The sequence below is a fragment of the Stenotrophomonas sp. GZD-301 genome (assembly GCF_049310345.1).
In the GTDB taxonomy this organism is placed as follows: Bacteria; Pseudomonadota; Gammaproteobacteria; order Xanthomonadales; family Xanthomonadaceae; genus Stenotrophomonas.
Map to the genome: position 1 here is coordinate 19,300 of NZ_JBMOWY010000056.1, position 15,633 is coordinate 34,932.

At 63.7% G+C, this 15,633-nt stretch carries 22 protein-coding genes; 13 read left to right on the plus strand and 9 right to left on the minus strand.

From position 1 onward, the window contains the following. Positions 1 to 131: 131 nt before the first annotated feature. Both ACO6VK_RS15425 and ACO6VK_RS15430 read right to left on the minus strand, forming a co-directional pair. Positions 132 to 905 (minus strand): HNH endonuclease, encoded by a 774-nt coding sequence (locus tag ACO6VK_RS15425; protein WP_422508614.1) that lies wholly within the window; start codon positions 903 to 905, stop codon positions 132 to 134. An 87-nt stretch (positions 906 to 992) separates the two neighbouring features. Beyond that, positions 993 to 1,208, minus strand: coding sequence for a hypothetical protein (locus tag ACO6VK_RS15430; RefSeq protein ID WP_422508616.1), 216 nt, complete (start codon positions 1,206 to 1,208; stop codon positions 993 to 995). A 333-nt stretch (positions 1,209 to 1,541) separates the two neighbouring features. Between ACO6VK_RS15430 and ACO6VK_RS15435 the strand changes: the two genes are divergently transcribed. The 9 genes from ACO6VK_RS15435 (at position 1,542) to ACO6VK_RS15475 (ending at position 6,960) form a co-directional block, all read left to right on the plus strand. After that, entirely contained in the window at positions 1,542 to 1,841 is a 300-nt protein-coding gene (locus tag ACO6VK_RS15435) for a SymE family type I addiction module toxin (protein WP_422508618.1), read from the plus strand. Positions 1,842 to 2,040: 199 nt separating this feature from the next. Continuing rightward, positions 2,041 to 2,370, plus strand: coding sequence for a hypothetical protein (locus ACO6VK_RS15440; protein WP_422508620.1), 330 nt, complete (start codon positions 2,041 to 2,043; stop codon positions 2,368 to 2,370). A gap of 205 nt (positions 2,371 to 2,575) precedes the next feature. Further along, a complete protein-coding gene (locus ACO6VK_RS15445; protein ID WP_422508622.1) occupies positions 2,576 to 2,941 on the plus strand; it encodes a hypothetical protein in 366 nt (121 codons plus the stop codon). Then, a complete protein-coding gene (locus ACO6VK_RS15450) occupies positions 2,941 to 3,645 on the plus strand; it encodes a Tox-REase-5 domain-containing protein (RefSeq protein WP_422508624.1) in 705 nt (234 codons plus the stop codon). Before ACO6VK_RS15445 ends, ACO6VK_RS15450 begins: the two co-directional genes overlap by 1 nt. Next, the gene (locus tag ACO6VK_RS15455) at positions 3,642 to 4,376 is read left to right on the plus strand and encodes a hypothetical protein (RefSeq protein WP_422508626.1); all 735 of its coding nucleotides are present in this window, start codon (positions 3,642 to 3,644) and stop codon (positions 4,374 to 4,376) included. The genes ACO6VK_RS15450 and ACO6VK_RS15455 overlap by 4 nt, the downstream gene beginning before the upstream one ends. A gap of 91 nt (positions 4,377 to 4,467) precedes the next feature. After that, positions 4,468 to 5,205 (plus strand): hypothetical protein, encoded by a 738-nt coding sequence (locus ACO6VK_RS15460; protein ID WP_422508628.1) that lies wholly within the window; start codon positions 4,468 to 4,470, stop codon positions 5,203 to 5,205. A 91-nt stretch (positions 5,206 to 5,296) separates the two neighbouring features. Then, entirely contained in the window at positions 5,297 to 6,034 is a 738-nt protein-coding gene (locus ACO6VK_RS15465) for a hypothetical protein (protein WP_422508630.1), read from the plus strand. A gap of 27 nt (positions 6,035 to 6,061) precedes the next feature. After that, positions 6,062 to 6,226, plus strand: coding sequence for a hypothetical protein (locus ACO6VK_RS15470; protein ID WP_422508632.1), 165 nt, complete (start codon positions 6,062 to 6,064; stop codon positions 6,224 to 6,226). An 8-nt stretch (positions 6,227 to 6,234) separates the two neighbouring features. Then, positions 6,235 to 6,960: a hypothetical protein gene (locus ACO6VK_RS15475; protein WP_422508634.1), complete on the plus strand. Its 726-nt coding sequence runs from the start codon at positions 6,235 to 6,237 to the stop codon at positions 6,958 to 6,960. Positions 6,961 to 7,094: 134 nt separating this feature from the next. Here ACO6VK_RS15475 and ACO6VK_RS15480 read toward each other — a convergent pair whose 3' ends face one another. Then, the gene (locus ACO6VK_RS15480; protein WP_422508636.1) at positions 7,095 to 8,600 is read right to left on the minus strand and encodes a KAP family P-loop NTPase fold protein; all 1,506 of its coding nucleotides are present in this window, start codon (positions 8,598 to 8,600) and stop codon (positions 7,095 to 7,097) included. A 316-nt stretch (positions 8,601 to 8,916) separates the two neighbouring features. Here ACO6VK_RS15480 and ACO6VK_RS15485 point away from each other — a divergent pair, with 316 nt between their 5' ends. Continuing rightward, positions 8,917 to 10,059 carry a YncE family protein gene (locus ACO6VK_RS15485; RefSeq protein WP_422508638.1) on the plus strand — a complete coding sequence of 381 codons (1,143 nt, stop codon included), beginning with the start codon at positions 8,917 to 8,919 and terminating at the stop codon, positions 10,057 to 10,059. Between the two features lie 48 nt (positions 10,060 to 10,107). Here the strand turns inward: ACO6VK_RS15485 and ACO6VK_RS15490 are convergent, their stop codons facing one another. The 4 genes from ACO6VK_RS15490 to ACO6VK_RS15505 all read right to left on the minus strand — a co-directional run bounded on the left by ACO6VK_RS15490 (position 10,108) and on the right by ACO6VK_RS15505 (position 11,839). After that, positions 10,108 to 10,530, minus strand: a complete 423-nt coding sequence (locus ACO6VK_RS15490; protein ID WP_422508640.1) for a hypothetical protein — start codon at positions 10,528 to 10,530, stop codon at positions 10,108 to 10,110. A 118-nt stretch (positions 10,531 to 10,648) separates the two neighbouring features. After that, complete coding sequence (locus ACO6VK_RS15495) at positions 10,649 to 11,080, minus strand: DUF4123 domain-containing protein (protein ID WP_422508642.1); 432 nt, start codon at positions 11,078 to 11,080, stop codon at positions 10,649 to 10,651. Beyond that, complete coding sequence (locus tag ACO6VK_RS15500; protein ID WP_422508644.1) at positions 11,077 to 11,478, minus strand: PAAR domain-containing protein; 402 nt, start codon at positions 11,476 to 11,478, stop codon at positions 11,077 to 11,079. Before ACO6VK_RS15500 ends, ACO6VK_RS15495 begins: the two co-directional genes overlap by 4 nt. Positions 11,479 to 11,647: 169 nt before the next feature. Continuing rightward, positions 11,648 to 11,839 (minus strand): hypothetical protein, encoded by a 192-nt coding sequence (locus tag ACO6VK_RS15505; RefSeq protein WP_422508646.1) that lies wholly within the window; start codon positions 11,837 to 11,839, stop codon positions 11,648 to 11,650. 213 nt (positions 11,840 to 12,052) lie between these two features. Here ACO6VK_RS15505 and ACO6VK_RS15510 point away from each other — a divergent pair, with 213 nt between their 5' ends. After that, positions 12,053 to 12,571: a hypothetical protein gene (locus tag ACO6VK_RS15510; protein WP_422508648.1), complete on the plus strand. Its 519-nt coding sequence runs from the start codon at positions 12,053 to 12,055 to the stop codon at positions 12,569 to 12,571. Between the two features lie 12 nt (positions 12,572 to 12,583). Here the strand turns inward: ACO6VK_RS15510 and ACO6VK_RS15515 are convergent, their stop codons facing one another. Then, positions 12,584 to 13,426: a class I SAM-dependent methyltransferase gene (locus ACO6VK_RS15515; RefSeq protein WP_422508650.1), complete on the minus strand. Its 843-nt coding sequence runs from the start codon at positions 13,424 to 13,426 to the stop codon at positions 12,584 to 12,586. A 138-nt stretch (positions 13,427 to 13,564) separates the two neighbouring features. Between ACO6VK_RS15515 and ACO6VK_RS15520 the strand changes: the two genes are divergently transcribed. Beyond that, entirely contained in the window at positions 13,565 to 14,446 is an 882-nt protein-coding gene (locus tag ACO6VK_RS15520) for a hypothetical protein (protein ID WP_422508652.1), read from the plus strand. On the opposite strand, the gene ACO6VK_RS15525 is transcribed toward ACO6VK_RS15520, so the two are convergent. Beyond that, entirely contained in the window at positions 14,434 to 14,886 is a 453-nt protein-coding gene (locus ACO6VK_RS15525) for a hypothetical protein (protein WP_422508654.1), read from the minus strand. The genes ACO6VK_RS15520 and ACO6VK_RS15525 overlap by 13 nt on opposite strands. 127 nt (positions 14,887 to 15,013) lie before the next feature. On the opposite strand from ACO6VK_RS15525, the gene ACO6VK_RS15530 reads away from it, so the two are divergent. After that, positions 15,014 to 15,583 carry an REP-associated tyrosine transposase gene (locus tag ACO6VK_RS15530; protein ID WP_422508656.1) on the plus strand — a complete coding sequence of 190 codons (570 nt, stop codon included), beginning with the start codon at positions 15,014 to 15,016 and terminating at the stop codon, positions 15,581 to 15,583. Positions 15,584 to 15,633 lie beyond the last annotated feature (50 nt).

The window sequence follows — 15,633 nt, forward strand, 5'->3', positions numbered from 1 at the left end:
GCGTGCGAGGTGGTCGATCAATTGCGGGGAGGTGGTCGCCGCGAAGCCATCGAGTAGTGCAGTCTGGTTTGCGTCAGAACGGCGCCGTCCAGGCCTGGCCTGCCCCCACGTCGAAGGCTAGCTAGCACTACCTACCACGCACACTGAGACCTGTGCCATCCCAGAAGCTCTGCGCTCACAGCCAGATGCTCTGCTACCGGCTGCCCCAGCCTTGAGCCGTCTAGCTGTCCGTACTCCGTGTCACGAAGGGTAGGGGCCGCCAGAACAATCTTTGTCTCCGGCTCCACACTGATGAGATACAGATCGAAGAGGGTGTGAACATCGGCCCGGAGCAGAAGCCCGTTCGAGAGAGAGTTCGTTGCCGCACCCTGATAGGGATAGACGTGTGCCGCCTCGAGCACATCCACCACGCCACATCCTGTTATTGCACATCTGCCTGCGTAGGCTTCGAGGAGGGCAGTGCGGAACGATGCCTGACCTTGGCGGCGGACGATAGTCGCTAGCACCCTGCGTCTTTGGTCCTCGGCATCCAACGGAGAGAATGCAAGCGACTCCTCCGCGGACTGCCTCTCCTCTTGAAGCTGGGCGCGCGTTCTCCCCGTAGTTACAGTGGCACTATCAGTCAGTGGCGTCCCCCCAAGCAGCTTGATCAACTGGCCGGTTACTTCTGGGCCCACGTTCGCAGCTGGGCGAAGTCCCGAGAGCCACGGCTGCTTTAGCTGGTCAAGGACATGCGAGATGTTCTGCATCCGGTACTCCCAAGCCTTCGGAGTACGTCCGTGCTGTTCGGCCAGTTCGCGATAGACCTGAGCCTTGTTCACTGTAAGGCCCTGTGCAGCCCTTCGCTGCATCATCCGGTATGCCCCCACTGCAGCAACCAACTGATCCTGGGTCCAATCGCTCATGCCCGCCATCATTAGTCCTATTGGAATCGCAGATTCAATAGGCTTTAAGTATGCCGAAGATCGCGCGGTGGTGGCGCAATTAGCCCGCTAGCTACTTAGCGCGAGCCCTTGGGGCGGCCAGAACGTATCCACCCGACAAAGCTCGTAGTCTTCTCCAAACGCCAACGCGGCCTCCCTAGCCGGCAAGTCCGCATAGCACTCCAGCAGGAACTGATCCATCCCGGCATCCGCATGGTCGATGGCAAAGAAGCCCAACATGGCTTCGTCGAAGTCCTCTAGCCACTCCGAGTCAATTCTGTACATCCGCAGTCCTCCCGATAGGCGAGGGAGGATGCGCTTACCCCGTCACAAAGGCTGCGACTGAACAGAGCCGATTGCGCCAACCTGTAGATGGCGTCAACCAAACGCCTCCAGATCAACAGAAACAAGCGATTTCCCAACATCCGCATCAACCCGCATGGTGCACACCGGAGCGTAGAAACTCCTCTAGCAGGAAAATGTTGGACGTCCCACGTCGGGAGGGTGGCTAATACAACACCCCCTGTGGAAATACGCCCGCCGGTTCCTGCTAGACGGTTTCTAACCTCCCGACACCCTCGCCATCCCGGCGAGGGCACGCCATGCCGGAGGTCCAACATGCTGACGTCATTCATCGAGTCACCCTTCTTCGAGCCCCCCAAGCGAAAGCCCTACATCCGGCCCGCGCGCTTCAACCGCGTGGGTTCGTTGTTCTATCCCTTCCGCGAGGAACACGGCACCAACGAGCTCGTGCCCTACATCCGGCTGCGCGGCCGCTGGCTGGACAGCCTCGGCTTCGACATCGGTTCCCGCCTGAGCGTGGAGACCACCCCCGGCAGCATCATCCTCACGGTGGTCGAGCGGCCCGTAGTGGTGCCCCCGAAGATCCCCAGGAAGCTGCAGCGGCAAGCCCGCTGAGCGGCAGCGCCCACCTTCGCGGTGGGCATCGGCACGGCCACCAACCGGTATGCCGCGTACGCCACACGGACTTATGGCGGCACGGAGTACCACGGCCCGGCAGCGCCGCGCTGGAACAGACACAAACCAACACGTCTCTGCGCCGCAGGCGCGGTACGGGTGTGCCTTCAACTTCACTACCCAGCAGTGGGAGGAACTCATGAACGAGAGTGTCTTCATGCAGCTAGAGATGGACGCCGGCCTGCGTGCCCGCTTCCAGCAGGCAGCGGCGCGCGAACGGCGCCCTGCCGCACAGGTGCTCCAACGCTTGATGCGCGAGTATGTGGCGCGGCAAGCCGGCCACGGCACTACCGGCGAAGCCGGAAGCGCTGAGCCGGCCGAGCGCGCAGGCGGGACGGCAGCTTGCAATGACGCCGCAGCCACCGGCCTGCCTGAGCCACCGCCGAACCTGGACAGCGGCGACCGGGACTTGGAGGCGTTGGCACGCCGGCAGCACGGGTGGAGCGCGTGTCCGTTCGGCACCCGATGATGGCCGCGTGCCCTCGATCATCCTGATAAGCGGGAAGACGGGGAGCCCGTGCAACCTGCGGGCTCACCCGGTCTGTCGCAATGCGGCGCCTAGGAATCTGTGCGTCGCACTCGAACCGTGAACCCACGCAAGCCGCCTCTGTGAGCCACATCAATAGGCGCGCGCCGAGCCACTGCTAGCCTTCCAGCCTCACGGAGGAGACCTCATGCTCACGCTGGATGCACGACAGGAAGCGCTGCTGCGCCTGCCATACCCCGTAACGTTCCTGCCCAGATTGGCTGACGAAATCCGCCGCGACATGCCGGAGCGGGTGATCGGCCTGGACAACCGCGCATTGGCTGCTGAAACCGAGCGCTGCTACACCTACGCCGCCTACGAGCTGGGCATCACCCGCCTGCCGGTGCTGGTGCAGTGGACGAAGACCGACGTCGGTAGTGGAGGTGCGCTGCACCGCGACCTGACGGTGGATCTGGCCATACGCCATGCAGGCGACCCCAATCTGGCTGCCGCCGATCTGCTGGCCGCCCTGGCCGCCTCGCATCGCTGGCCCACGCCACGGAGCGGTGCGTAATGGCAGCCACGCCCGCACCCGCCGTGGGAAAGGTGCTTGAGCTGCTCGGCAAGGCGGCTGCAGCGGCGGCGGCAGCGGTGGGCATCAAGGACGCGGTGAAGGATCGGCCCGGCACCCGAGCGCGCGAGGCGGACTGCTCGGAGGTGTCCGATGACGCCGACTGCGACCAGTGCCTGCTGGTCAACGGACGGATCGGGCCGCCGCCCACCCCGCGCTACATCGCCAAGAGCAACCGCATCAACTACGACTACCAGCTCTACGTTGCGAACCTGTACGCGGGGCCGGAGCGGTTTGGCTATGTGAGGGCTGGGGACAACTCGAACAGCATCGTCAACATCGAGCTCTCGATGCTGAAGGACTTCTTTGGGACGGGTGGGAAGTACACCACATTGGAGTGGATGTTCGGTGGGGTCGCGTTTGACGGGTTCTGGCGAAAAAAGTGCACTGTCATCGAGACCAAGGCGAACTACGGTCACTTTTTGAATGAGGAGGGAGAGCCCAAGGCTCAGTTCATGCTGAAGGAGATAACTGGATGGCGCGCCGCATTCTTTGTCCAACTCAACGCAATTGCACCAACGGCCCCTCAAGGGTCGCTTGAGTGGCATTTCATGGACGAACGCGTGTATGTCGCCGCAATAACTCACGCGAGGCTTCCCGCTGCATCAGCAAGACTGACTCCATTCCCACACGGCCTAATCGTATGAACATCACACTCACGTGCAGTCTTCCCGCGATGCACCTCGATGCGAAAGAGGCATACCTTGAGGCAGCTGGATGGGTCGACCGACTGGCCTCCGTGCACTCTCATTTCGAAGAGTGGTGGGTGCTGCCGGACGGTCCAACTGATCGTCCTGTTGGCTTCCGGGACGCCAAAGCGACGCTCTTATCGATCCAAAAGGCAGACGAGTCCTTCTACCAGGAGTATCCGGGTGCGAATGCGCTTGGGAGTACTGGACTAGTTCTCACCAACGGGCGAACTGAGCAGCTCTGGAAGGAGCGGGGGAAGGTCGCGCTGGTAGTGCAGCCTGCATCCGGTGACGTAACGTTGGCGATCTACCGCATAGGAGCGGTGTATCAGTCGCCAGGTCAGATGGCGTGGTCTCTTCTAAAGGCCCTCTGTTCGGACCCGCGTGTGACCTATGCAAGAACGAACGTACAGGCCCTGGTCGCTGGCAGGCTAGTCACCTACAGCATTGATTGCTCAGTCTATCCACACCGCGACTTCCTGGGATGGATGGGCTACGTGGACAAGCCGCTATCCGCCGACCAATTACCACAAGCGACGCGCTTGGAAGCGCAGGGCCGCGGCACGCTGATTCTTGCAACGGAAGTGCTGGATCTTGCCGATCACGCAGCTATCGAGCAAACGAATAGAACTGAGATCGGCCTTGCCGAGCTTGGCCTTCTTCCTGTGATTGATCCGAGTCTCAGGTAGCCCAATGCATGTCGTACATAGAGTTCCATTGCCCTCGGTGGGCATCCTCAGAATGTCGGTTTGCCACCACCACCGCAAAAGGCGTTCTACAGTGAAAGTCACGCTTGTCTGTAAGGAGGTGTCGGCGAAACTGACGCCAGCCATGATCTACGAGGAGGCGCACCGACGGGTAAACGCGCTGGCCACGGTCCATTCACACTTCGAACAATGGTCGCTGATGCCATCCTCCGCTGATGAGGCAGATATTCCTATGTCCGACCGAGAGCAGATCATCACGCGCATCGAAGCCAGAAGTGCCTACTTTGACAAGCAGTATCCAGGCGCGAGTTCCCTCGCGAACCATAGCATTCTGCTGACGAACGCGCCGGACGAAGCGAGCTGGCGTGAGCGAGGAAGTGTTGCGCTCTCGATCAGGCCGGGGATGGGCGAGTTGAGGCTGGAGATCAATCGAATAGAGCAGATCTACGACTTCCCGTGCGACGTAACTTGGGGGCTGCTCAAGGTGCTCACGTCCAGACCGCAGGCGACCTTTGCGCAAACCCATGTCCAGCAGGCAAAGGGAGGAGAGAGGCGACACTACAGCAGCCAGCTGGCGGCGTTTCAGTATGGCGATTTCATGGGCTGGATGGGGTACGTAGACCAGCCCGTCAGTGCCCAGCAGATTCCCGATGCGGCCCGTGTGGAGCGTCATGGTCCAGGAACACTGATTCTGGCTACGGAGTCGATGGACCTTTTCGACGCGCACTCAGTTGAGCAGGTCAACCGGGTCGAGATCGCAATGGCCCAGCTAGGTCTCTTGGCGGTGAGAGGAGCTGGTCTTGGAGGGTGATGCGGTGTTCTCGTTGGTACGCCCGCATTTGAAGCGCCGATTCCGCTGACGCAGCTCTCCAGACGATCTACATCCCAATGAGGTACGCCACATGAACATCATCATCTCCTGCCAGATAGTGCCGCGCGTACTGACCGCGGCTGAGACGTACGACTACTCGGCTGGTCTGATCGCACGCCTGGCGGCAGCTCATGTTGGCTTCCAGCACTGGTGGTCAATGCTTGCCAAGCCTACTGACACGCGCATTGCGTTTGATGATCGGGCGCGGATGACAGCCTGGATACAGGCAGGCAAGGACGCGTTCCAGCTCGAGTACCCGAATGCATCTCTTTCCTTGAGCGGCGGTGTACTGCTCACGAACGTCACAAGCGAGGCAGAGTGGTTGGCGCGCGGCAGCATTTCACTTTCCATCAATCCGGGACCCGGAAACGTGCGGCTGGAGATCTGCCGTATTGAAGAGGTCTTTCCCTCGCCGACTGAACTGGTATGGGCCTCACTACGCGCACTAGCGTACGATTCGAGGGCCATCGTTGTGAACACGAATGTCCAGCAGGGCTGGGGTGGAGAGAGAAAGCTCTACAGCCTCCACTGCGGTGTCTTTCCGCACAGAGAGTTCCTGGGCTGGATGGGCTATGTGGATCAACCTGTCGATGAATCTCAGGTTCCTGACGCGGCACGCGTGGAACGGCATGGGCGGGGAACGATGATCATGGCGACAGAAGATGCAGATCTGTTCAATGCCCGCTCGGTGGAGCAGATGAACCGGGTTGAGATCCGACTTGCAGAGCTTGGCCTTCTCCCAGTGACCGATGCGCACTTGGGCGGGTAAGTAATGGCGACCACTGCACCTGCCGTCTTGACGTTGACCCAGTTGCTGGTCAAAGCCGCTGCGGTCGTGGCGGCATCGATGCGTAACAGGGTGGTCCTTAAGGATTCGCCGGTCACCGTAACCCGCGATGCGGCCTGTCTGGAGGATGCCTCGAATGGAACTGCCCCCTTTGCTCTGGGCATCAACCTGTGAAGATTGTCATGAACTGCTACCTGCCTTCGACGCGCTCTGATTCCGCGGAGGTCCATCGTCAAGCCACAGCGTTGGTTGGGCGGCTGTCCCAAGTGCACGCCGACTTCAGCAAGTGGTGGGTGGTGCCCGACGGACCAAAAGACCCTTACATCCCACTCGACGATGCCGATGCTGCCTCGGCCTCAATTCGACGATCTGATCGAAGGTTCTTCAAGGAGTTTCCCGGCGCGGAATCTGATGGAAGCATCGGTGTTCTACTCACGAATTCAGGAAGCGACAAGCAGTGGCGTGAGCGAGGAAATGTATTCCTTTCGGTAAAGCCCTCATTGGGGCGCATCTGCCTTGAGATCTCGCGAGTAAGCGAGATGTATGCCTCGCCTGGAGATGTCGTCTGGTCGCTACTGAGGGCGCTCTCGTCCGATCCGCGTGTGACCTTTGCAAACACGAATATTGTACAAATGGTTGCGGAGGAGATCATGCTCTACAGCTACGATCGGTCCGTCTATCGGCACCGGGAATTCCTAGGTTGGATGGGCTTCGTCCATGATGGTCTAACGCCAGCGCAGTTGCCAGAAGCGGTGCGGACGGAGTGGCACGGCGCGGGTACCCTCATCCTCGCCACTGAACTTCTGGACCTGTCCAGCTCCGCTGCTGTGGAGCAGGTGAACCGCGTCGAGATGAAGCTGGCCGAGCGTGGGCTTCTGCCATTGACTGATGCGCGGTTGGGCGAATAGCCGGCGAGTAGGCCGAGTGCGCTTCAATGAGAGTGCCTGCACGCTGTATGGATGCGCATTCACGCATCGGCGAACCCGCCGAGCATCTCGGAGCGGCGTGGCCTCTTGCCCCCGCTCCAGGCAGGTCTCACCAACTAGTTGCTTAGCGCAGAGAGTTCAACCTGCCGAGTCGCTTCCGGGGGAAGATCTCTGGTGCCAAATGTCTGTGTCAGAGAGAACATCTCCTGATGGGACTCCTCAAGGGCCTTGGGCCATTCGGCCATATTCTGGGGAAGGCAGCGAACGATATGATGAGAGAGGGCGGCATCCTTGAAGGCGAACTGCATGGTTTGGCGGATCATGTCAGGTGACCCCTGCGACGCAAGTACGAGATAGGTTCTCAGCGCGTGTGCCACATCCTGGTTGCGCGTTGCGATCACATTCGCCCAGTCGCAGGTTGCCTGGATGCCTTCAATGCCTGGAACGAAGCCTGTAGTCCGCCAGCCTTCATAGCTTGCATAGTCGATGTAGCGAAGGCAGGCAATGAATGCAGCCGCGACGGGAATGAAGGTGCTGCGTGCTCCCAGTGCCGCAGCTGCGGCATGCAATCGCGAAAATGCCTGAGCTTGGTCGCGCAACTTAAGACCGAAGGCGTTGGCTATGTGCTCGAAGTAGGCGCTAGCCTCGAGCTGCGCCTGGGCTCGGCGCTTGTTCCCGACCAAGAGCGGTGTCCTGTAGATGTTTGAAAGGACGTTTGGCCACTGCGCATCTGGAAGGTCTGCTGATTCAAGGGTTTCAAACGAATGTCGCAGCAACCGGTTAAAGGACATGTTGTCAGGCGCGGGAAGGTACATCTCGAGGTCGAAGAACTTTCGAAGGTAGCGCTCACCGTCAACCGTTGGTCCGTAAAGACTCCTCACGGCTTCCTGCAGGTTTTCACCATCGATGGCGATCACGAAGAGGTAGCCGCGCAGGTCAAAGAAGTGTTTGACCCGCTCGAGGAGCCGGATGGCGTAGTCGGGCCGGCATCGGTCAAGCTCGTCGATGATGACCACCACCTTCTGGCCGTGCGTAGACCGGGCGACGCCGTCGCCATCAAGCCTGAGCAACCGATCGCGAGCATTCTCAAGTTCCTTGCACAGGCTCTGATGTGCGTCGCGCTTTTCTTGATTGGCGTCGAAGAGCGCCTGACCGAGCTCTCCAATCCCCTCTGCAAAGTTCGAGGCCGCACCTGCCGTGAAGGCATCAGCCGTGGCGCCCACAATCTTGGCCAAGGGGGCAATCACTTTGCCCGCGTAGCCGAACATCCATTTGCCGGCCTCCTTGGCAGCGGAGATCTCAGCATCATCCAGGCTTTTGTCGGAGAGAAGCCGCTGCTCGACCGCAGAGATCAACGCGTACAGGGGATCTTCGTAGTAGTCGTACTTCCATGCGTCTACAAAAATGACAGGCACTCGCGGTGCACGGCCTTGGAGCTCGGCCTCCAACCGTCTGAGGAACACCGACTTGCCGCTTCCCCACTCACCCTTCAAGGAAATCACGTACGGCTGCGAGATCCCTTCGATCATGTCCGAAAGGATCTGGCCGAAGTGCTGGCGGCCCAGTACATCATCCTTCCAGGGGTCTTTCGGATCGATTGATGGGAGATCGAGCTTCTTCAACGAGGGTGAGCTCATTGCGTGTCAGTCCTTTGAGTGGGTCAGGTCGCGCCGCTGGCGGGAATGAGATGGGATCCGCCGCGCAGCCCGAGTATTGAACGCTACTTGCGGCGAATCTGCAGCATGCGGCTGCCGATAGCTGGGGGCGGAATAAGTAGGGTGGAGCTGTGAAGGGGCGTGGGTCTGCGGCAGAGTTCCCCTTCCTGTTAACATCCTCGGGTCAGCCAGCCTCCCCACCTCTTCCCAGCGTGGGGTTGGCCGCATCACGCGGTCATGCGAGCCAAGGACCTATCTTCCTGCCTCTCACAAGGACGCTCGCATGTACCCTCGTTCCCTTCTCCGTTCGGCCACCCTGGCCCTCGCCGTCAGCCTTTCGCTGGGCGCGCCGTCTGCCTTTGCCCTCGGCGAAGCCGCCACGCCGGCCAGCACCGAAGCGGCCATCCAGCGCAAGGTCGTTGCCCAGGGCCTGTACGAACTGGCCTACAGCCCCAAGGTGGATGTCGTGTACGTGGCCTCGTCCGGTGGCTTCGGCGATACCGCCAGCCCGCCGCAGCTGCTGCTGCTGGACCCCACCAACCTCGATCTTGAGGCCCAGATTCCGCTGGAGCGCAAGGCGTTCGGCATGGTGCTGGACGACGCCAACAACCGCCTGTACCTCGGCAACACCGTGGACACGTCGGTCACCGTGGTCGATACGGCCACGCACAAGGTGCTGGGCATTGTGCAGTTGATGGAGAAGAAGGTGGGCAAGGACGGCAAGGCCGCCTACACCCACGACCTGCGCGAGCTGGTGGTGGATGGCCCGGCCAACCGCCTGTACGTGACCGGCCACTCCGGCGAGGGCAGCGTGCTGTTCGTGGTGGACACGCAGTCGCTGAAGGTGATCGACACCATTCCGGGCCTGGGCAACGCCAAGGCGCCGGGCCTGGCGCTGGATGCCAAGGGCAAGCGCGTGTACACCTCCAACCTGCTGGCCGAGCTGGTGGTGGTGGGCACCGACAGCGGCAAGGTGGAGCAGCGCTTCCCGATCGGTGCCGAGCAGCCGATGAACATCGCGCTGGATCCTGCCGGCAAGCGCCTGTTCGTTACCGACCAGGGCTCGGAGATGATCCGCAAGTACCAGGCCAGCAGCTCGGGCTTTGCCTCCAAGCACCCGGGCAACCGCGTGCTGGTGCTGGACCGCGCCACCGGCAAGGAACTGGCCAGCATCCCCACCGATGCGGGCCCGCTCGGCGTCCTGCTCGATGCCAAGCGCAAGCGCCTGTACGTGACCAACCGCGAAGCCGGTACGGTGACCGCCTACAACAGCAACACCTATAAGCCGGTGGCGACGTACGCGGTGCCCACGCATCCCAACAGCCTGGCGCTGGATGCGACGAAGAACGTGCTGTACGTGACCATCAAGAACGGCGACAAGGATGCCGAGGGCAGCCGGGAGAGCGTGGCGCGTATCGCGCTCTGACGCCTTACCGATTATCGGGCGCGCAGTGAATCACTGCGCGCCCCTGCATCAATGGCAGGCGCTCACATAGCCTGCCAGCCGCCAGTCGTTGCGGCCGGTGTAGACCAGGTGGTAGCTGTCTGCGCAGCCCGCCGAGCGCACGGCCAGGTGGACATCGTGGGTTTCCGGTGCAACCGGCGTTTCCGCGGGGCGGAGATGGGCGGTAATGGCCTGCGCGTGCGTGGCCTGCAGGGTGGGCAGGGGCACCGTGTCTCCCGTGCGTGCCGGGGCACCTGCGCCCGCTGGCGCCGTACCCACTGCATGCGCTCTCAGATAGTCCTGCGCGCCTTCGCTCTCGGGGCGGCATAACAGCGCATCCACCAGCGTGCCGGCCTGTTCGCCATCGGTGAGTTGCGCGGCGGTGTGGGCCCAGGCGCGGGCGAATTCGCCGGCGCAGGCCAGCGGCACGCGCGGCTGTGCAGCCGCTGCCATCGTTGGGAGCAGAACAAGGCATGCAAGGTGCCACGGTCGAACAGACAGCATCGGATCCTTCCCTGGCGCGTGGTGATGGGCCGATTCTGGCGCACCCGGCGTGCGCGTGCACGTTCCCTCATTCGGCCACGTATTGCCCGCGGCAGGTGCGCCAGCCGGTGAATGGCGCAAGCAGGGTATGCCGCTGCTCGGCGGTGAGCACCCGGTGCAGCTGCTCCATCACACGCGGGTCGTAGTAGCGCAGCAGGCCCGTGCCGCCGCCGGGGAGGCGCAGCGTGAGCAACCGCTGCAGGTGCGCGAACACCGTCTCGAAGGGGCGCATGCTGGTCAACAGGGTGATGGCGTTGGGGCGCTGGCGCTCAACATCGGTCAGCCACTGCGCGAGCTGCGGCGCATCACCGGGTGTGAGCAGCCACGGCCCGGATGCGGAAGCCCTCGCATCGGGGGTGCCGAGGAACAGCGAGCGATAGCTGGCCGGGGGCGCAAGGCGCAGCAACGCGTCTGGCGTATCCGGGCGCGCAGCGGCGTCGAGGATGATGTAGGCGATCATGCGGCGCGCGCCAGGAAGACCGTGCCACGCTCGCCTGCCTTCTGCAGGCAGGCCTCGCAGACAGGTGCGGTGTGCTGCGGGTGCGCGGGTGCCGTGAACGCTACCGGTGCCTTTGCCACGGGAGGCGCTGCTGCAGGGCCATCGTCGACGTAGACGAGGTGCTGCTGTCCGGCGATCAGGCTGCAGCCACAGGCGAGGCGATCTCCTTCGCGGGCCACCGGCTGGCCATCGATGATGAGGGTGGGATCCCCGGACACGATCGGGAAGGCACCGCCATGCGCGGGGCAGGTAGCGTAGTCGTTGATGCGGGCGACGGGCTTGCCTTCGATGTCGGTGAAGGGCGAGCCGGTGATGACACAGCCACCGCTGATGGTGCGGTCGCCCACGACGATGAGCATTCGCATATGCATACCCTTGGTTGGACGCGGGGGGCTTTCTATCACGCTGGCCGCTGCCGGCGTGCCGTTCTGCAACGGTCCTGCACAGTGCGTCACGCACTGGGTGCAGCGGCGGGCGGAACGCGACATGTGCGGACGGTTTCGACGCCCGCGGTTGCGGCTGCATGCGTCACTTCGCGCAGGCATTGATGGGCACCAGGGCATGGTCGGCCGCGAACTGGCGCGCGGCCCGTGCGCCGCTCAGATGGGCGTAGCGGGCGAGCAGAACGGTGTCGAGGCCGGCGATGTGGTGATCCAGCGCATAGACGCGCCACAGCTCCTGGTCGAAGGCGAGCAGCCACTCGTGTTGAGGCGAAGGCATCGGAGGCTCCGGAAGGAAGGAGCGCCAGCCTGACAGTGCGGGGTGCGTGTCCGCGCGGACTGCGGTCTCATTTCCGCATGCGCGGTGTGCACCCTTGCGAAGGGTGCAGTGGCGTTTGGGGGCGGCTGGTGCAGGCAGTTGCAACCGATCCTATGGTCATCTGGTACGCCATTTCCAACAATCGCCACCGAAGATCCGGTTGGGAGTACAGGCGTGGATGCATCGATGTGGTGGGCGTCGTGGACGGGGCCGGCGCTGGGCTGTGTTGCGGCCGGTGGCATGGTGGGCCTGGCAGCGTTGGCAGCCACGCGGGTGCCGGATATCTCCGGCGTATGGACCATGACCACCCGTCAGCAGACCTCGCTCGCGAGCGAGTCGCCAGGCATGGATGTGACCTATCTGGTGATGCTGTCCCAGCGCCGTGGGCGGGTGGAGGGCATCGCCGAGCGCGTGCGCGATGTGCACGCCGATGGCAGCGTGCGCAACTACACCGGCAGCCATCGCCTGCGCGCGGAGATCAGCGGCGGGCTGTTGGGTGGGGTCTTCGCGCGCCGCCAGTTTCAGCTGCTGTTCCGCGAGCATGGCGCGCATCGCAGCCACGCCACCACGCACCGGCTGGAACGCCGCGTGGGCCGCGGTGAGTGGCGGGGGCAGTTCTGCTCCAGCGCGGCGAGCGTGGCAGGCCAGGCGCGCTGGTCGCGCGGTCTCGGGAGTTTCAGTTTCAGGCGATGACTGCGGCCGCGCTCAGCGCTTGATTGCCAACACGCCATCCAGCGCGAGTTCGGCCTTGAAGCCGGCCTTCTCCAGGCGCTTGGCCACTTCGCGTGGCACATCGCGGCCGCTGGTGAGTTTGTTGGGTGCGCCGGTGTAGTGGAACATGCGGCCGCCCTTGCGGATCACGCGGGCGAGCTGGTCGTAGAACACCTGCGAATACAGTTCGCCGGCAATGCCGAAGCGCGGCGGGTCGTGCAGGATGGCGTCGACGGAGGCGGTGTCCAGGGTTTCGATGGCCTGCGATACGTCGGCATGGGTCAGCGAAAGGCGGCCGCCGCTGCTGTCGGCGTCCGGGTCGGGCGACCACGGGTTGAGCGTGCGCAGCCACAGCACATCGGCATTCTTCTCGAACGACAGAATGCGGGTGACCCCGCCTTCCAGACAGCAGGCGGCGAAATAGCCGAGCCCGCCGCAGGTATCGAGCACGGTCTTGCCCGCCGGGGCGATCAGCGCGACTTTGTGCCGGGCATCCTCGAACGGTGACACCTGCGCGCTGGGCAGCATCTTGATGCCGTCGATCTCGAAGGTGGGGGCGTCCCAGTCGGTGGGCACCAGTTTGATCAGCGCCGAGCCGAAGCGCGAGATCGGCGCGAAGTCTTCGCCATCCCAGTAGTACAGCGTGCGGTCCTTGGTCTTGCCGGGGTAGGCGTAGAACTGGCCGTGCCAGCGCCAGCGGTCGGCACCGAGAATGGCGGTGCCGGTGCTGCGGCCGAGATCGAGCGAGCCGGTCCATTCGCCTGTGCCGGCATCGCGGGCGCGGAGCAGGGCATCGGCAAGCGGGCGGGTCAGCAGGGGGCCGGTGTAATGGGGCACGGGATCGGGGGCGCCGGTGCTGCGGGGCAGCCGGGCGACAGGGCAGCCAAGGGGTGGGCATCGTACCCGAGAACGCGCCCCGGCCGTGTGACCAGGGCGCGCCGCTGCAGGGCGGCCGGTCTACAATCGGAGCGCACCATGCGGGTGGGAAGCCCGTACATGGCACATGCGCTAACCCCCGGGCGGACCATGAACCCAGCCATCGAGCAGTGCCGATTTCCTTGGATGTTCCGGGCAGGCAGGGGCTTGGCTGCCGGCGTGATGCTGGCCGCGCTGCTGCCCCTGGCCGGCTGTGGGCAGCCGGATGATGTGGGGCCGCCGGTGCGCCTGCACGAGGTGGCGAGCATCGAGATCACCTTCGTACAAGGTCCCTTTGAGGACGTCGAAGAGGTGCATCGCCTGCAGCAGGGCGCCGGGCAGCGCGTCTTTGAACGCACCTCCGAAGCGACGTGGCGCGGTGGCCAGGCCACGGTCACCACCGGAACGGTAGCGCCGCAGCGTGTGGCCGAAGTGCTGCGTGCGGCAGCGGCACCGGCGTGGTCCCGGCAACGCGCGGTGGACATGGCCGCACGACGGCTGCGACCGGACGCTCTGATCGACGAAGCGCTGCCGCGGAACATGTCCTCTCCCGGCTGCACCGAGGCCGACCTCCGCAAACGCATGGGCGCGGCGTTGCGCGGTGATGCGCTGCGCGCGCAGTTGCTTGACTACTACAGCGATGCTTATAGCTGGACCGATGATGCACCGTCATTGCGCATGACGATCCGCTACGACGACGGAACGGAAACGGTGGTGCAGTCCACGTCGCAGAAGGTGCGCATGCTGCCGTGGCAGATGGGCGGCCCGTCGAGTACGCCGCGCTTGAACTGGTCGGTGCCACTGACCGAGGCCATCGCCCGGGTGTTGCCGCCGACGTCGGCCGCCGCCGAGCGGTTGCAGGGCACGTCCTACCGGCACATGACCTCGCACCTCCTGCTTACGGCGCAGGCGCAGTGCGCTACCGGCCATCAACCGCCATGACGGAGATAGTGCCCGCGCGAGAACAGCCACTGGCACCGTTTCTTTACCATCAGGCGCGGGCGGCCGTGTTCGATCACGACCGGGCTGCCCGCGCTGGCCTGGCCCTGGAACGTAGCATCCGGCTTGAGCAGCGCAACACCGCTGAGCCCATCGGGCGTCAGCAGGATGTCGTCGATGCCGGCCGCGTCTTCCGGACTGAACCGGGTGGCGATCTGGGCGTGGTCGGCGGTGCGCAGCGGTGCATCGACGCGGCGCCAGAGTTGGCCCGCACGGAACGACATGACATAGGCCCCGTTTTCGCGCACGACTTTCACTGATTCCTTCGCACGCGCGGTGTCGGCGTAGCAGCCGATCAGCCGGCCCTGACCGGTGCCGTGGCCATCGCGGCAGGCACCCAGCAGCAGGAGCAGGGGAATCAGCAGGAGCGGGGCGCGGCGCATGGCGTCACCGAAGCGATGTGGAGATGAAGTGTAGGCAACTTCCTGACGGGTTGGTGCGGCGCGTTCCCAGTGTGCGATGCGGAATCGCCTGATCGCACCGATGCGGTCGGATTTGCACACTGGCCGCATGTACCCGCCTATCCACCCCTGGTCGCCCGGTGCCACGTACTTCTTCAGTGCGCACCTGCGCGATGGTCACAGCCGGCTGCTGGTGGAGCACGCCACCTACCTGCGGCTGGCGTTCCGGATTGCGCGGGTGGTGCGGCCGTTCCGCATCAACGCAATCGTCGTGCTGCCCGATCACCTGCATGGGGTGTGGACGCTGCCGGAAGGGGACACCGAAGGGCACCAGCGTTGGAGCCAGATCCAGGCGGTGTTCGACCGGCACCTGCCGGGCAACCCGCCGCGTGCCGTGCTGCGCCGTGACCGGCAGGTGCGTCCACTCTGGCACAGCGGGTTCCGCGAGCATCGCATCCTGGACGGTGCGGATCTGGCGCGCCATGTGGCGTACGTGCACGAAAATCCGGTCAAGCACGGGCATGTGCGCGATGCCCGGCAATGGCCGCTCAGTTCAATCCATCGGGGCGCGCCGGCGCCGGTGGCCGGGTTGGAGGGGTGTGGGGCGCCCGGCGTGGACAGCGTTGCGAACGGGGACGCTGCCTGTGGGGGTGGTCAGCAGGAGGACAGGGAATGTTGAAGTACGGCCACGGACTGCCAGTGGGGGCCGTGCAGGTGGCGGCGATGCAA

Bases quoted from the DNA above. Each gene is read 5' to 3' on its own strand.
- ACO6VK_RS15425 (WP_422508614.1), bottom strand. From the start codon at position 905: ATGAGCGATTGGACCCAGGATCAGTTGGTTGCTGCAGTGGGGGCATAC.
- ACO6VK_RS15430 (WP_422508616.1), bottom strand. From the start codon at position 1,208: ATGTACAGAATTGACTCGGAGTGGCTAGAGGACTTCGACGAAGCCATG.
- ACO6VK_RS15435 (WP_422508618.1), top strand. From the start codon at position 1,542: ATGCTGACGTCATTCATCGAGTCACCCTTCTTCGAGCCCCCCAAGCGA.
- ACO6VK_RS15440 (WP_422508620.1), top strand. From the start codon at position 2,041: ATGAACGAGAGTGTCTTCATGCAGCTAGAGATGGACGCCGGCCTGCGT.
- ACO6VK_RS15445 (WP_422508622.1), top strand. From the start codon at position 2,576: ATGCTCACGCTGGATGCACGACAGGAAGCGCTGCTGCGCCTGCCATAC.
- ACO6VK_RS15450 (WP_422508624.1), top strand. From the start codon at position 2,941: ATGGCAGCCACGCCCGCACCCGCCGTGGGAAAGGTGCTTGAGCTGCTC.
- ACO6VK_RS15455 (WP_422508626.1), top strand. From the start codon at position 3,642: ATGAACATCACACTCACGTGCAGTCTTCCCGCGATGCACCTCGATGCG.
- ACO6VK_RS15465 (WP_422508630.1), top strand. From the start codon at position 5,297: ATGAACATCATCATCTCCTGCCAGATAGTGCCGCGCGTACTGACCGCG.
- ACO6VK_RS15475 (WP_422508634.1), top strand. From the start codon at position 6,235: ATGAACTGCTACCTGCCTTCGACGCGCTCTGATTCCGCGGAGGTCCAT.
- ACO6VK_RS15485 (WP_422508638.1), top strand. From the start codon at position 8,917: ATGTACCCTCGTTCCCTTCTCCGTTCGGCCACCCTGGCCCTCGCCGTC.
- ACO6VK_RS15490 (WP_422508640.1), bottom strand. From the start codon at position 10,530: ATGGCAGCGGCTGCACAGCCGCGCGTGCCGCTGGCCTGCGCCGGCGAA.
- ACO6VK_RS15495 (WP_422508642.1), bottom strand. From the start codon at position 11,080: ATGATCGCCTACATCATCCTCGACGCCGCTGCGCGCCCGGATACGCCA.
- ACO6VK_RS15500 (WP_422508644.1), bottom strand. From the start codon at position 11,478: ATGCTCATCGTCGTGGGCGACCGCACCATCAGCGGTGGCTGTGTCATC.
- ACO6VK_RS15505 (WP_422508646.1), bottom strand. From the start codon at position 11,839: ATGCCTTCGCCTCAACACGAGTGGCTGCTCGCCTTCGACCAGGAGCTG.
- ACO6VK_RS15520 (WP_422508652.1), top strand. From the start codon at position 13,565: ATGCGGGTGGGAAGCCCGTACATGGCACATGCGCTAACCCCCGGGCGG.
- ACO6VK_RS15525 (WP_422508654.1), bottom strand. From the start codon at position 14,886: ATGCGCCGCGCCCCGCTCCTGCTGATTCCCCTGCTCCTGCTGCTGGGT.
- ACO6VK_RS15530 (WP_422508656.1), top strand. From the start codon at position 15,014: ATGTACCCGCCTATCCACCCCTGGTCGCCCGGTGCCACGTACTTCTTC.